Below are 14,648 nucleotides of genomic sequence, written 5' to 3' on the forward strand. Positions count from 1 at the left end.
TTACCAGAAAAGGGAGGTGAAAATCACCCTGTTTCGAATGATTTTTCTTCAGTCATTTTGATATTAGATAAAACCGTTTGAAATAAATACAAAAAAGCCCGTCATAATGCGGGCTTTTTATTTCATTTAAATGACATGGTAAGCGAAAAGGCTACTTGCTGTCTTTTTGCTTCATGTAGTCAAAGAACTCACTGTCCGGAGAAAGTACCATCACGTCACTTTTGCTTGTGAAAGTTTTCTTATATGCTTCTAAAGAGCGCATAAAACCGAAAAACTCAGGATCTTTGTTATATGCTAGCGCATAAATATTTGCCGCTTCAGCGTCACCTTCACCTCGTACTGTACGCGCATTACGCTCAGCATCTGCAAGCATAACCGTTACACGGCGGTCAACTTCTGCACGGATTGTCTCAGCCTTCTCTTGACCTTCAGAGCGATGCTCTTTAGCCACTGCGGTACGCTCAGCACGCATACGTTGGAAAATAGAGTTACTTACTTCGTTAGGTAAGTTAATCTGCTTCACACGTACATCCAGTACTTCAATACCTAGCTCTTGTGCACTCTCAGACGCCTGAACAAGCGCTTCTGCCATCAGCTCACTACGTTCACCCGATACAATCTCTTTGATTGTGCGAGAACCAAAGTTTGTTCTTAGGCCGTTGTTTACTTTCTGCTTAAGTAGTGTTTCTGCATATTGCTTATCACCACGTGCACGCAAGTAATAGTTAGAGAAGTCACTTACGCGCCACTTTACATAAGAGTCAACGATAAGGTCTTTTTTCTCACTTGTTACAAAGCGATCCGGCGCGCCATCGAGCGTTTGAATACGCGCATCTAAGTGACGAACTTGGCTAAAGAACGGCACTTTAAGGTGTAAACCTGGTTCGTACACGACCGCATTATCTGAGCTGTCTTTTTGAACCTTACTGAATAATAATACAATCGCTCTTTGTCCTTCAGTCACGACAAAGACTGAAGAGAACCCTAACAGGGCGAGAAGTATCAAAAAGATAAAACCAAAATTTCTCATCAATTATCTCCCGCTGTTAAAACGATCTTGTGAAAATCTGTCACTGCTACTATTCACACTGCTATTTTGAGACTGACCCAGCGTTTGACGTAACTGGTTAATGTCATTTCGACTCGGCAGAGTAACAGGTGAAGACGATTGAGATTGCTGCATGATCTTATCAAGTGGCAAGTACATCATGTTATTGCCGCCTTTCACATCAACAATAACCTTAGAACTACGGCCTAAGATTTCTTCCATCGTCTCAATGTATAAACGCTCACGAGTTACTTGCTTTGCTGCTGCATATTCAGGTAATAGCTTTTCAAAACGAGCCACCTCACCTTGCGCTTCCAAGATAATACGTTCTTTATAACCTTCAGCCTCTTGAGTCATACGTGTCACTCGACCACGTGCTCTTGGTTCAATCTCTCTGGCATAAGCTTCTGCTTCACGAATAAAACGTTGCTCATCTTCTTGTGCTGCAATCGCATCATCAAACGCATCCTTAACTTCTGCAGGAGGACGAGAATCTTTAAAGTTAACGTCTGTGACGATTAAGCCAAGGTTGTACGGCTCAATGATTTCATTAAGTTCGTCCCAAGTACGTTGACGCACAAGCTCACGGCCTGTTGTCAAAACTTGGTCCATACGCGAGTGACCTACAACATAACGTAGTGCACTATCTAATGCTTGTTGCAGACTGTGATCAGCGTCAGTTACACTAAAGCGATATAAAGTCGGGTCAACGACACGGTACTGAACTTCAAACTCGACGCTAACCACGTTTTCATCTTCAGTTAGCATGAAGCCCGATGCCGATAATGAACGAACAGCTTCAATATCAATTGGGATCACACGCTCAATGAAAGTCATTTTCCAGCGTAAACCAGGCTCCGCAATACGGTCGAACTGCCCAAACTGAAGTACAATACCTCGTTCAGCTTCTTTAACCGTGTAAATACCACTGAGTGCCCACACAATTAAAGCAATGATGAAGATGAAGGTGATCCCTGCACCACCAAGCCCGTTTTTATTATTTCCTGGCTTGCCGCCAAATATCCCACCGAACTTGTTGTTAAACTTGCGGAATACTTCGTCCAGATCTGGTGGCCCTTGATCTCGTCCACCGCGATTTTTCCACGGGTCGTTATCATTGCCATTATTACCCGGTTCGTTCCAGGCCATAGCTATACTCCATTGTTATAAAATGAATTAAATTAAATCTAACAAAATTTACCGAATTCTTATAGCGAATTAGGTCGAATTAGTATTTTTTTCAATCTTGAGCAATAAACCGTTCTATTTCCGGCCCTTGTTCTTTTTTCAGGCGCTCCCAATCTGCTTGTGGTAATCGTACATCAAGCAGCCAATTACCTTGCTCATCATAACTTTCATCACACACAGCATTCAGATTGAACAATGCGCCGCGCAACTTGCCAAAAGCAGGTGGCACAACCAACTGATTGCAAAACATTTTCTTAGCAAGTAACTCAGAAATTGCCTGAGATAGCAGCTCTACACCTGTATTTGCCTGAGCAGAAAGCCATACTCTAATTGGTACGCCGTTTTCATCTCGATCGATCTTTGGCTGTATCTCTTCAACTAAATCTATCTTGTTGTAGACCAATAGTTGAGGGATCTCGTCAGCTTCAATTTCTTCTAAAACCGATTGTACCTGTTCTATGTTTTCTTTTCTTCTCTGATCTGCCACATCAACAACATGAAGCTGTAAATCGGCTTCTCGTGTTTCAGTTAATGTTGCTTTAAACGCCGCAACTAGGTCATGAGGTAAATGCCTTATAAAACCTACAGTATCAGCTAAAATAACAGGGCCAACATCGGCTATTTCGAGTTTTCGTAACGTTGGATCCAGCGTTGCGAATAGCTGATCTGCCGCATAGACGTCAGAGTTCGTAATTCGGTTGAACAGCGTGGACTTACCCGCATTGGTATAGCCAACTAACGACACTGTTGGTATTTCGTTACGGCTTCTCGCTCTGCGGCCTTGCTCTCGAACAACAGCGACTTTATCAAGCCGCTTTCGAATACTCTTAATTCTCTCTCTGAGTAATCGACGGTCTGTTTCTAGCTGTGTTTCACCGGGACCACGTAAACCAATACCACCTTTTTGCCTTTCTAAGTGTGTCCATCCTCTGATCAAACGCGTTGAAATATGCCTAAGCTGAGCTAACTCAACTTGCAACTTACCTTCATGCGTCCTCGCGCGCTGCGCGAAGATATCTAAAATCAGCGTCGTTCTATCTAGCACACGACATCGACAAATATGCTCTAAATTTCGTTCTTGAGAAGGACTTAGTTGGTGATTAAATATAATGACGTCTGCTTTATAAGTTCTGACAATCTCGGCAATTTCTTCTGCTTTACCGGTACCAACAAATAGTTTGGGGTGAGGTGCTTGACGGCTGCCTTGCACAACCGCCACGCTATTAACACCAGCAGAAGATACTAGCATTTCCAATTCTTGCAGATCTTCACGATCTCCTTCATTAGGAAACTCTATGTGCACTAAGACTGCCTGTTCGCCGGCTTCATAACGGTCAAACAAGCAATATGCTCCTAATATCTATTAAAAATTTCCATCTTCGTTTTGTTCTGCGCCTTCATTTCCTTGTGTATTTTGGAAATTTACAGCTCTAGCAGGAACAACGGTTGAGATAGCATGTTTGTAAACCATTTGGTTCACAGTATTTTCAAGTAAAATTACAAATTGGTCAAAAGACTGGATTTTGCCTTGTAATTTGATGCCGTTAACTAAAAAAATTGAAACTGGAATGCGCTCACGACGCAAGACATTCAAAAACGGGTCTTGTAACGATTGGCCTTTTGCCATTTTCTTATCCTTCGTTCTAGGTGTTATTATGTTGAGTTAGTTGAATAAATCAAAACAAATTAATGGTTCAACTACTATTAGCTTAGCGAACTTAAAATTCGTTGCAAGTTTTCTTGCTCTCCGGTCTCTAGCCAAGTTACATTTGGCCAACTACGAAGCCAGGTCAACTGTCGCTTTGCAAGTTGTCTGGTAGCGGCAATACCTCTGAATACCATTTCATCGTAATCGCATTCACCGCTCAAATGCTCCCACATTTGTCGATATCCGACACAACGGATGGACGGCAAATCAGGATGTAAATCATCTCGATTATATAAGGCCAAAACTTCGTTTTTAAACCCTTGTTCGAGCATTATTTTAAATCTTTTCTCAATTCGCTCGTGCAGTATTTTACGATCATTTGGCGCAATGGCAAATTGATGAAAGGTGTAAGGTAGCTCAGGTTGTTTTTGCTTTTGCAATAACGACATGGGCTTTCCTGTTATACGATATACTTCCAGTGCGCGATTTATCCGCTGTGAATCATTTTCCGATATTTTTGCAGCTGCATCTGGATCGATCTGAGTCAACTCAGCATGAAGGGCCTGCCACCCTTTTTCTGTCGCTTCTTTTTCAAGCTGGGCACGCACCACTTCAGAGGCTTCAGGTAAAGGAGATAACCCTTCAATGAGTCCTTTAAAGTACATCATAGTGCCACCGACCAACACAGGGACTTTCCCCTGTGCATGAAACTTATCAATGAGTTCGATGGCATCACGACGAAAATCAGCAACAGAGTAACTTTCTCGCGGGTCGATCAAATCGATTAAGTGATGTGGCGCCTGTGCAAGCTCATTAGCCTCCGGTTTAGCTGTGCCCACATCCATACCTTTGTATACTAGTGCAGAGTCCACACTGATAATTTCAGTATCTAAATGCTTACATAGCTCTATGGCCAGTGCTGTTTTTCCTGCTGCGGTTGGCCCCATTAGCGTAATGACGGGTTTATTCTGCAAACTAATACCCTTTTGGTAATAAATCTAAAATATAACTTGGCTCTATTTTAACGGCTTTTGCCATAATTGCTGCTCTGCTTTTTTGTTTTTTTAGCATTTTTTCACGTGCTTTCACGAAATGTTGTGAACCAAAGTACCCCTTTGGTGTATTTTTCAACAACCAATCAACCCAAAAATTGAGTGTATCCATATTATTGTTGTTGGTCTGACACGTCTCAACTAATCGTGAAACACATTGTCCTACATCTACACTATACAAGCTCACAGGCACCTTTTTTACCATGATATGGGTCCCTGAAAACGTTAAATCAAAGCCAAGTAAGGTCAGCCATGAGTTTACATTATTGATTGCCTCAGACTCTTGCTGAGACTGATTCACTCTCACAGGCAGCAACAGTGCTTTGCCCAACAATGTGCCATCTGTTTCGATTTGTTCTAACCATAATGTGGATAAACCGTCGCGAGTATGCCCAACCATTAAATTTTCTGCACTTTGCAATAGTACAGCCCCATCAGGCAGCGCCATCCAAGCTGCTTGTTCAACACGTTGATCCACATGCACATCAGTGTGTTCAACGCTTTGAACTTGAATCGCACCCTCAACAGGACGGTTATCAGATTCAGTTGTGAAAGCTTGATAAAGCTGATTCACATTAACTTGTTTTGTCTGACCTGTGGCTGAACCTAAACCATCATGGCGAGGCGCTGATTGGTATGAGCGACTAGCGTTGCTGCCAAAACCGTTCTCGTTTCTGGAGCTCAGTGATGTCGAGCTTGCCGAAGGCGCCGATCTTGTGGGCGCTTGTCGAAGAGGTGTTCGATAGGACTGATGCTGCTGCGCTAGCAACGGCTCAATGTCCGGTTCACTCACAGCTAGGCTCGACTCTAATTGACCCCCCTCTTCTGAATAAGGCATTACTGAATTACAGGGATCCACAACTTGTTTCACTGCTTGCACAATAAAATCATGGACCAAACGAGCTTGGTGAAATCTCACTTCATGTTTTGCAGGGTGAACATTGACATCAACTTGCCTTGGATCTAGCTCTAAATAAATCACAAACCCGGGCGTTTCTTGACTGCCTGTCGCTTCTTCAAAGGCCTGTCGAATGGCATGCAAGATCAACTTGTCACGCATCATTCGGCCATTGACATAGGTATATTGTGGTTGAGTATTACTGCCAAGCGGTAATACCCATCCGTATAGCTCTAATCCCTCATAGCCAGATTCAATAAAACTAGCTTCACGCTGAAATACTCTGCCTGCAACTTGCGCTACACGCTCAATACTGCGAGGATCTTGCTTCGCTCGATATTGACGTACAACTTTTTGATTGTGCGTCAACGTTATCGCGATATCAAAACGACTCAATGCAATGCGCTTTACCAATTCATCAATATGACTAAACTCGGTTTTCTCCGTGCGCAAAAACTTTCTGCGCGCTGGGGTATTAAAAAATAAGTCTTTAACTTCAATTGTGGTACCGTTGGGATGCGCTGTCGGCTGCACTTGCACAGCCATATCTCGCCCTTCAGCGCATGCTTGCCAAGCAGTATCTTGAGACTCCGGCTTTGAACTTAATGTCAGTCTAGACACCGAGCTAATTGAAGCCAAAGCTTCTCCCCTAAAGCCCAAAGAAGCAATGGCTTCCAAATCATCCAAGTTTTTAAGTTTACTGGTGGCATGCCGAGATAGCGCCAGCGCAAGCTCGTCCTTATAAATACCAGAACCATTATCGCGGATACGAATTAGCTTGTGTCCACCGCGCTCAATGTCGACTTGGATCCGAGTAGCGCCAGCATCAATGCTGTTTTCTACCAACTCCTTAACAACTGAAGCTGGACGCTCTACCACTTCACCTGCCGCTATTTGGTTAGCCAGCCTTGCTGGTAAAATCTCAATTGCCATCTCTATGCCTTGGGAATAGTCAACACTTGACCGACATGTAAAATATTATTTTTCAGACTGTTAGCACGTTTTAGTGCCGATACCGTAGTACCGTACCTCGCCGCGACCACACTGAGTGATTCTCCACGCTTTACTTTATGTCGTAGAGGCTTTTTCTCTTTTAAACGAGCAAATAATGAATCATCCGGCGGATTTTGTTGGTAATAGCGTTTAATTGCCACAAACACAGCATTAGCCAATCTTTGTTGATGATACCCGGACTTTAATTGCTTTTCTTCCTGAGGATTAGAAATAAACCCTGTTTCGACCAATATAGAGGGTATATCTGGCGACTTCAATACACCAAAATTTGCAGCTTGAGGACGCTTTTTGTGTAATTTTGCCACTTTTTGTAATTCATCAACCACCTTCTCAGCCACTTGAAAACCGGTTTTCATTGAATGGTCCATCGACATGTCCAGCAGTGTCTTAGCGAGGTATTTTTCATTTGCGGTGTCTTTGATCACACCCGCAGCTCCCCCCAACAATTGAGATTGCTTTTCTCTATTTTCCAACCATTTACCAATTTCTGAATTGGCGCGTCGCAATGACAGGGTCCACACAGACGCACCCCGAGGGCGAGGGCTAGAAAATGCGTCAGCATGAATTGAAACAAAAAAATCAGCCCGCTTTTTGCGTGCTTTTGCCGTACGCGTATTAAGTTTTAAAAAGTAATCACCAGAACGGGTTAATTGTGCTTTCATGCCCGGTTGTTTGTTGATTAACCTTTCCAACCGCTTCGCTATTTGCAATGTAATGTGTTTTTCATAGGTGCCGGTTGGGCCTATAGAGCCGGGATCTTGCCCCCCATGACCGGCATCAATCGCGATAATTATGTCTCTATCACGCTTCAAATTACGCTTGGTGCTGGCTTTTTTAGTTGCGGGCGGCTTTTTTTGACCATACAGATCGACCACAAGCCTATCTGAGCTTTTCCCCGTTGGCGCCAACGCAAAAATAACAGGTTTGGTAGGGCGTTCTAACTCAAATACAACCCGTGTACTGCTGCGCTTTTTCGGTGAGCTGTAACGCATCTTTTTAATAAGACGGTTTTGTTTGGGGATGGCGGGCAATTTAGGCAATCGCTTGGTATTTTCAAAATCAACCACTAATCGCAGCGGTTTTTGTAATACAAAATAGCTGAACTCTGGTTTTTTTGATAAATCAAATACCACCCGTGTACTCTCAGCTGAGGGGCTGATCCGCACATTTTTTATGGTATTTTTTGCAAATGCTTGTGCTGCAAACATCAGCAGCACGAACATTGTAACTAAATAGCTATATTTAATGATAACACTACGCATAACTACCAATAGTCAGTAATACCTGTAGCCCACGTTCATTATGCGCCTTTAAAGTCACTTTTCTTGCATCACCATCATAAGCCAGATAAATATCAATATCTGGCTCAGGAATAAAACCTTGACCCTTTTCTGGCCACTCAACGATGCATACCGCATCAGCAGCAAAGTAATCACGGATCCCCATGAACTCAAGCTCTTCAGGGTCTCCTAGGCGATATAGATCAAAATGGTAAACTGACTTTTCAGGCAATTCGTAGGGCTCTACGAGTGTATAAGTTGGACTTTTTACATTGCCCGTATGCCCAAGCCCCTGCACAATTCCTCGAGTCGTAGTCGTTTTACCAGCACCTAGATCACCGTGCATATAAAATACAGCACCACTTACGATAGAAGATGCCAGTTTTTTACCTAACTCAACGGTCGCTTCTTCATTGGCCAAAGAAAGCGTTAGAGTACTGTTTTGGCTCATCCCATAATACCTCTAATATGGACAAATAAATCACTTGCTAATGTGCCAAGCTGCCCATCACGAGCAGCCTGCTCAGCTGCAAGGCCATGAATATACACACCAAGGGTCGCCGCTTCAAATCGGCTTAAGCCCTGTGCTAATAAACCTGCGATTATACCAGATAATACATCACCCATCCCAGCGCTGGCCATGGCTGAGCACCCTGAGCGGTTAATATTTATTCTTTTTCCATCAACTATTAAACTACCAGGCCCTTTTAAAACAATACAAGCTGCATACTCTTTACTCAGCTGTTCTGCCACTTCAAACCGTTTGGACGTATTTAACGTTGAATCACCTAACAACCGCTTTGCTTCGCCAAAGTGAGGCGTCAAGATTGCGCGATGCCATGGCAAGTGCGATTGAGCAAGCAGGTTGAGGCCATCTGCGTCACAAACCACCAAACCTTTATAATTTTTGACTGCGGTATACATTTTTTTCGCCCACGCATCTTGACCGAGCCCAGGGCCTATGACCACTACATCCGCTTTATTGAGCAGAGCCTCCAGCTGTGCGGGGACCGCGACACCATGTACCATTAACTCATAGCGGCCATGCAACACAGCCGTTTGATTTTCAGGGTGCGTCGCGACACTCACCAATCCAGCTCCGGTCCGCAAACATGCCTCTGCAGCCAATCTTATGGCGCCAGCCATACCTTTTCCGCCACCAACCAACAATACGTGTCCACACTGATTTTTATAGCTGTCAGCGGCTCTCACCGGTCGCAGTGAACGTAAATACTTTCCACCGGGGTAACAACAATTGGTATGAGAAAGATCTGCAAAAGCATCTGCAATACCTAAATCAGCCAGCAACAATTCACCACATAAATTAGGCGCATTACCCGTTAACATCCCTTGTTTAAGTGCAATAAATGTCAATGTAGTGTCTGCTTGAAAAGTATCGGGAGACACTTCAGCGGTACTGCCATTGACGCCACTTGGGATGTCTACAGCCAACTTCCAAGCCTTACTGGATTTAAAGTGGTTAAATGCTTCCTTCACCTGTTCAGGCAATTCTCCTCTAAACCCAGTACCAAATACCGCATCAACGATTGCGTCATAATTACCATCAACACACGAGCGCAATGAAACGACACGACCACCGCTGCGACAAAACAGTTGATAAGCTTCTGCCGCATCCCCTTTAAGCAGAGCGGGTTCAAACAGTGCGCAAACAGTGACATGAATTTGGGCATGTAGGCAACGTTTTGCAAGCATAAAACCATCGCCTGCATTGTTCCCCTTACCAGTAAGAATCAATATATTTTTAACCGATTTATTGCGTGTTAATTCAAACAACGCATGACCTGCTCGCTGCATTAATTCGCTAAGCGTGGTGCCTGAATTTAAAGCTGCCTGCTCCTCATGCAGCTTTACTTCTTGGGCGCAATAAGCAATTTGTGGTAAATTATGGGTGTATTGACCTTGCAAAATAGACATTCCGTGAATAAAGCCATCTCTAATATTAACTATACTGAACTTGCCGAAAAAATTAAGTGTTGGGGCAAAGAATTAGGTTTTGCAGAAGTCGGGATCACTGATATCGACCTAAGCGAACACGAAAAACAACTCCAACGATGGTTAGACTTAGGCTACCACGGTGAAATGGAGTATATGGCAGCACATGGTATGAAACGAGCCCGTCCAGCAGAGTTAGTGCCTGGCACAAAAAGCATCGTGTCAGTCAAGATGAACTACCTACCACCAGACGCCAGTTTTGCCCGTGCATTAAAAAACAGCACAACGGCCTATATTAGTCGCTACGCACTTGGACGCGATTACCACAAAGTGCTGCGTAATCGACTCAAAAAGCTCGGACAGCGCATCGAGCAAGAGGTTGGGCAATACGGCTTTCGTCCATTTGTCGACTCCGCGCCTGTGCTTGAAAGGCAAATCGCAGAAAAAGCGGGTCTTGGGTGGCGTGGTAAAAATAGTCTACTGATCCATAAACAAGCTGGTTCCTGGTTTTTTCTTGGTGAGCTATTTGTCGACCTTCCCCTTCCTGCGGATGACAAAAAAGTGGAAGAAGGGTGCGGCAAATGCAACGCATGTATCAGCTTATGCCCAACGGGTGCCATCGTAGAGCCTTATGTGGTTGATGCTAGACGTTGCATTTCTTATCTTACTATTGAATTACAAGGTGCAATACCTGAAAAGTTTCGTCCATTGTTGGGTAATCGAATTTATGGATGCGACGATTGCCAACTCGTCTGCCCATGGAACCGCTTTGGTCAATTGACTGAGGAAGCGGACTTTCATCCGAGAAAAACACTAAAAGATAGGGAGTTACTTGAGTTATTTGCTTGGGATGAAGCCACTTTTTTAAAAAATACCGAAGGTAGCCCAATAAGACGCATTGGACACGAGCGCTGGCTGCGAAACCTTGCTGTCAGCCTTGGTAATGCAAATTATGATGCACAAATCGTCACGGCACTGCATGAAAAATTACCTCATGTAAGCGACTTAGTGCAAGAGCATATACACTGGGCGATAGATCAGCAACACCTCAAGCAACATGACGAACGCAAAAAAGCGCGACTTATTCGAATCGTTGAAAAAGGCTTGCCTCGAGATGCTTGATCAGCACCTCGTGTCAGCTAATTATCATCCGTGGTCAAATTACCTAGATCATGCTCTATTTCAGCAAACGCATCTTTTACCTGTGCTATCGCTTCCTCTCTCGCTACGGAGCTTTGAATTGCCTGATCAATATGCGTAAAAATAAACACTTCCTGATCTTCATCTAACCCCATAGAGGGAATACGTGCCTCAAATAACTCTTGCAACCGCTTAAAAATGGCTTCATTTTGAGAGCGATTATTGTTGAGCATTGATAATAATCCCGTAAATTTACTGTGGATGGTTTTTATCGCACTATTGAGCTCTCGTTGCTGGTTTATCAAGGTATTCTTTGTCAATATAGACAACAATTGTTGCTCTGTTACACTGACAATAAAGCAAATGTGGTCACGGATCCGTCCATGCTTATCAGGGTCATCAGACGGCATATTTAATATCAATACACTCAGTAATTCATAGTTAACTAAAATCCTGTTGGTAAACTCATGTAACCGACCCTTAGAGTGCAGGATCTCAAATAACTCAATCACTATCGGTGAACACATACCCGCTGTGGCAAAATGTAACCTTTCACTGTCAACACGCATTTCAACATTACAACTTAACCCAAAGTTTGCTAAACAGCTTATCAGCGCATTTGCCAGCTCCGGGACATCTTGAATTGTTCCGACCTGTTCTACAAAGTTTACTATTTGCCCCATTTCACTGCTGGTTGCCATTGCACTAAATGCGGTGGTCGTCGCATCTTCAATTTGCTGTTCTAAGATATCTTTTTCTAGCAGCATCTGGCCTAAATGGAGTAACTTTGCTTTAAGTTCGCTGTGACCAAAGGGTTTTACAATATAATCTTCCGCGCCCACAGAATACCCTTCCATACGCTCTTCGACTGAGCCCCTTGCGGATACAAACATCACAATAATATGGCTTAAACTAGGATTCGCTTTAATGGCTTTACAAACCTCATAACCACTCATTTGAGGCATACTCACATCGAGCAATATCACTTGAGGGTCGAAAGACTCAACAACCTCAAGGCACGCCTGACCACTGGTTGCAGTTTGAATTTCAAAATCTAAATCTTCCAAGATTTCTTCAATGATTTCGAGGTTAAACGGTTCATCATCCACTGCTAAAATACGTTGTAATGCCATAATTTAAGTTCCTTGTGCTGTTTCCATATAGTTATAGACGGGGATTTAATTTGACGCTAGTTACCCTGCGTATAAGGCAACTCAATAACAAATTCTGCACCACTACTTTCGCTGTTACGTGCATAGATACACCCTTTGTGTAACAAGACAAACTCTTTACAAATTGCTAAACCAAGGCCAGTTCCCCCTGCCCCACTATTGGTCTTACTACTTTGCGCAAATTTATCAAAAATGTGCTCCAATTCATCACTCGGGATCCCAACACCTTGATCGCAAATAGATAAGTGCAAGGCGTCTTCGTTGGCAGATAAATAAACTTGCACTTGGCTCTGTTGTGGGCTGAATTTGAGCGCATTACCAAGCAAATTTCTCACAACCTGGACCATCTGCTCTCGATCACAATAGATATCAGCGCAGGGATCTTGTGTGTGTAAATTAATCGTAATGCACTTTTCCATTGCTAAACCGGATACATCCTCAACCCCTTCCGCTAAAATCGATGCAAAGTTGTGCATGGCTGGGTTAAACGGGAAACGGCCTGCGTCTAACTTAGATAAATCGAGTAAGTTATTTAAAAGTAACAGTAACCTTTCTCCACTGGTTTCAATTCTAGATAAATACTTAGTGAGCTTTTCTATAGGTGCTTCGTGAGCAGCTAGTTTATCTAACCCAAAGCGAGCAAAACTCAGGATAGAGTGCATGGGTGTGCGTAGCTCATGGGACATGTTGGCTAAGAATTCTGACTTACTGATATTAGCTCGCTCAGCAGCGTCTTTTGCAGATTGCAGCTGTGCTGTTCGCGCTTGCACTTCCGCCTCTAAGACCTCCTTCGCTTCTTCAAGTAATTGTTGCTTACGTTTTAAATGTGCAACATTTTTAAAAATCGCTGCCAATGCAATTTCACCGTGGTGATCAATTTCAATAAACGTCCCCATAAGAGGAATAGATACGCCCTCTTGTCTTGGCAGGACTAAATCACAATCAAAGTGCCTCGCTATCAAGCTGGTTTCTATGCGACTTTTTAACGCTTCTACAGACTGGCGTTCAAATAAATTAAAAATAGAGTGAGATTCCAGTTCTTCGGCATTTAAACCAAACAAATTTAAACATGCATCATTGGCTTCAATGACAAAACCTTTAAGGTTAAAAAGCATAATAGGATCAGGGGTGTGTTTGTAGATAACACGCAACAAACTGTCTCGTTCAATTAGTGCATCTACCGTATCTTGCAAACGCTCAACTAACTCCTGGTTATGTCGCCGAAGTAGCTCGGTTTGCCAAAGTTTGTGTAACGATTGCAACAGGGCATTTTCGTCAACCGGCTTGGTCAATACATCTTCGACCCCCTGGCGAATGGCCTTTAAAGTATCCACTTGGCTTTCACGAGAGGTCATCAACAAACAACGACAGTTGATCCGATGCATGCGCACTTGTTCAAAGACATCTAGTCCGGTTTCTGCTTCCAAATTAAAGTCACAAATCAGTAGATCGAAATGGTGCTCCTTCGCTAACTTACCCGCTTCATTCGCATTAATGGCCGTTTTCACATCCAATTGAGCCCCTCTTAAACTCACGGATAATTGCTTTAGCCTGGACGGCATATGATCAACCAATAACACCTTAGGCAATAATAACTGAGCCTGCTCCCCTATCTCTAGCACTCGCTCTAACAAGCCTGTTATTTCTTTATTGCCGAAGAAGGGGTAAATTACAATGGCATTGGATAATACTCGGTTGAGTTGGCTGAAAGCACTCAGATGCTCTGAATTTTCTGGCTTTGGCGCCAGAAGAATAATTTTTTCATGCTGGCTGAGTTCGTCCAGAATCTCAAAATATTCTTGAGGAATACCATGTGCAATGGCAATAACATCGAAGTGAGAGAAACAAGTTTGACTGTCTAACGTTTCATAGTGAATGTGTTCAACGTCACTGCCCAATAATTCAAAAAGTACCTTGATACGCATGGCAAGCACGCTATTACTGTCAATGATCAATACCTTATTTGGCATAGCAATACCCTTTATCCGTGGTAACACAAAGTGTAGCCCAAATAAACAAAAGCAATGCAGATCCCACCAATCTTCACCACTTGATATAAAAAAGTACGACACACCTCAACAGATTAAAGATTTCGGCACAAATTAGAGCAATAACTCTTTACTGATTTTTATGGTAACCTCTGAAGTGAAATACGCATCAAGTCATGTGTTCAACATATTGATGAAAGCATATGGAAAACCATGTGCTTTAATTGCCAACAAAATGAACTATTTCTTTTGTCGCTCGTAAATAAA

General features: G+C 43.2%; 12 protein-coding genes. 1 reads left to right on the forward strand and 11 read right to left on the reverse strand.

The genetic code is table 11. The annotated features are described in order from the left end of the window. Nucleotides 1–151 precede the first annotated feature (151 nt). The 9 genes from hflC to JF50_RS24145 form a co-directional block, all read right to left on the reverse strand. Nucleotides 152–1,030, reverse strand: coding sequence for a protease modulator HflC (hflC, locus tag JF50_RS24105; protein WP_039611818.1), 879 nt, complete (start codon nucleotides 1,028–1,030; stop codon nucleotides 152–154). Nucleotides 1,031–1,033: 3 nt separating this feature from the next. After that, a complete protein-coding gene (gene hflK, locus JF50_RS24110) occupies nucleotides 1,034–2,197 on the reverse strand; it encodes an FtsH protease activity modulator HflK (protein WP_039611819.1) in 1,164 nt (387 codons plus the stop codon). Nucleotides 2,198–2,288: 91 nt separating this feature from the next. Then, complete coding sequence (hflX, locus tag JF50_RS24115; protein ID WP_039611820.1) at nucleotides 2,289–3,578, reverse strand: ribosome rescue GTPase HflX; 1,290 nt, start codon at nucleotides 3,576–3,578, stop codon at nucleotides 2,289–2,291. A gap of 21 nt (nucleotides 3,579–3,599) precedes the next feature. After that, nucleotides 3,600–3,863 (reverse strand): RNA chaperone Hfq, encoded by a 264-nt coding sequence (hfq, locus tag JF50_RS24120; protein WP_039611821.1) that lies wholly within the window; start codon nucleotides 3,861–3,863, stop codon nucleotides 3,600–3,602. A 77-nt stretch (nucleotides 3,864–3,940) separates the two neighbouring features. Then, the gene (gene miaA / locus JF50_RS24125; protein WP_039611822.1) at nucleotides 3,941–4,831 is read right to left on the reverse strand and encodes a tRNA (adenosine(37)-N6)-dimethylallyltransferase MiaA; all 891 of its coding nucleotides are present in this window, start codon (nucleotides 4,829–4,831) and stop codon (nucleotides 3,941–3,943) included. A gap of 28 nt (nucleotides 4,832–4,859) precedes the next feature. Beyond that, nucleotides 4,860–6,767: a DNA mismatch repair endonuclease MutL gene (mutL, locus tag JF50_RS24130; RefSeq protein ID WP_039611823.1), complete on the reverse strand. Its 1,908-nt coding sequence runs from the start codon at nucleotides 6,765–6,767 to the stop codon at nucleotides 4,860–4,862. A gap of 2 nt (nucleotides 6,768–6,769) precedes the next feature. Beyond that, a complete protein-coding gene (locus JF50_RS24135) occupies nucleotides 6,770–8,110 on the reverse strand; it encodes an N-acetylmuramoyl-L-alanine amidase (RefSeq protein ID WP_039611824.1) in 1,341 nt (446 codons plus the stop codon). Beyond that, complete coding sequence (tsaE, locus tag JF50_RS24140) at nucleotides 8,103–8,579, reverse strand: tRNA (adenosine(37)-N6)-threonylcarbamoyltransferase complex ATPase subunit type 1 TsaE (protein ID WP_039611825.1); 477 nt, start codon at nucleotides 8,577–8,579, stop codon at nucleotides 8,103–8,105. Before tsaE ends, JF50_RS24135 begins: the two co-directional genes overlap by 8 nt. Next, entirely contained in the window at nucleotides 8,576–10,063 is a 1,488-nt protein-coding gene (locus JF50_RS24145) for a bifunctional ADP-dependent NAD(P)H-hydrate dehydratase/NAD(P)H-hydrate epimerase (RefSeq protein ID WP_039611826.1), read from the reverse strand. The genes tsaE and JF50_RS24145 overlap by 4 nt, the downstream gene beginning before the upstream one ends. Here JF50_RS24145 and queG point away from each other — a divergent pair. Further along, nucleotides 10,049–11,203 (forward strand): tRNA epoxyqueuosine(34) reductase QueG, encoded by a 1,155-nt coding sequence (gene queG / locus JF50_RS24150; RefSeq protein WP_419177526.1) that lies wholly within the window; start codon nucleotides 10,049–10,051, stop codon nucleotides 11,201–11,203. The two genes, JF50_RS24145 and queG, sit on opposite strands and share 15 nt — an antisense overlap. A gap of 17 nt (nucleotides 11,204–11,220) precedes the next feature. Here the strand turns inward: queG and JF50_RS24155 are convergent, their stop codons facing one another. Both JF50_RS24155 and JF50_RS24160 read right to left on the reverse strand, forming a co-directional pair. Continuing rightward, the gene (locus JF50_RS24155) at nucleotides 11,221–12,354 is read right to left on the reverse strand and encodes a response regulator (protein ID WP_039611827.1); all 1,134 of its coding nucleotides are present in this window, start codon (nucleotides 12,352–12,354) and stop codon (nucleotides 11,221–11,223) included. A gap of 56 nt (nucleotides 12,355–12,410) precedes the next feature. Further along, nucleotides 12,411–14,363 (reverse strand): ATP-binding protein, encoded by a 1,953-nt coding sequence (locus JF50_RS24160; RefSeq protein WP_039611828.1) that lies wholly within the window; start codon nucleotides 14,361–14,363, stop codon nucleotides 12,411–12,413. Nucleotides 14,364–14,648 lie beyond the last annotated feature (285 nt).

The sequence above is a fragment of the Pseudoalteromonas luteoviolacea genome, from assembly GCF_000814765.1.
Taxonomy (GTDB): Bacteria; Pseudomonadota; Gammaproteobacteria; order Enterobacterales; family Alteromonadaceae; genus Pseudoalteromonas; species Pseudoalteromonas luteoviolacea_H.

Bases quoted from the DNA above. Each gene is read 5' to 3' on its own strand.
- hflC (WP_039611818.1), bottom strand. From the start codon at position 1,030: ATGAGAAATTTTGGTTTTATCTTTTTGATACTTCTCGCCCTGTTAGGG.
- hflK (WP_039611819.1), bottom strand. From the start codon at position 2,197: ATGGCCTGGAACGAACCGGGTAATAATGGCAATGATAACGACCCGTGG.
- hfq (WP_039611821.1), bottom strand. From the start codon at position 3,863: ATGGCAAAAGGCCAATCGTTACAAGACCCGTTTTTGAATGTCTTGCGT.
- miaA (WP_039611822.1), bottom strand. From the start codon at position 4,831: ATGGGGCCAACCGCAGCAGGAAAAACAGCACTGGCCATAGAGCTATGT.
- mutL (WP_039611823.1), bottom strand. From the start codon at position 6,767: ATGGCAATTGAGATTTTACCAGCAAGGCTGGCTAACCAAATAGCGGCA.
- JF50_RS24135 (WP_039611824.1), bottom strand. From the start codon at position 8,110: ATGCGTAGTGTTATCATTAAATATAGCTATTTAGTTACAATGTTCGTG.
- tsaE (WP_039611825.1), bottom strand. From the start codon at position 8,579: ATGAGCCAAAACAGTACTCTAACGCTTTCTTTGGCCAATGAAGAAGCG.
- JF50_RS24145 (WP_039611826.1), bottom strand. From the start codon at position 10,063: ATGTCTATTTTGCAAGGTCAATACACCCATAATTTACCACAAATTGCT.
- JF50_RS24155 (WP_039611827.1), bottom strand. From the start codon at position 12,354: ATGGCATTACAACGTATTTTAGCAGTGGATGATGAACCGTTTAACCTC.
- JF50_RS24160 (WP_039611828.1), bottom strand. From the start codon at position 14,363: ATGCCAAATAAGGTATTGATCATTGACAGTAATAGCGTGCTTGCCATG.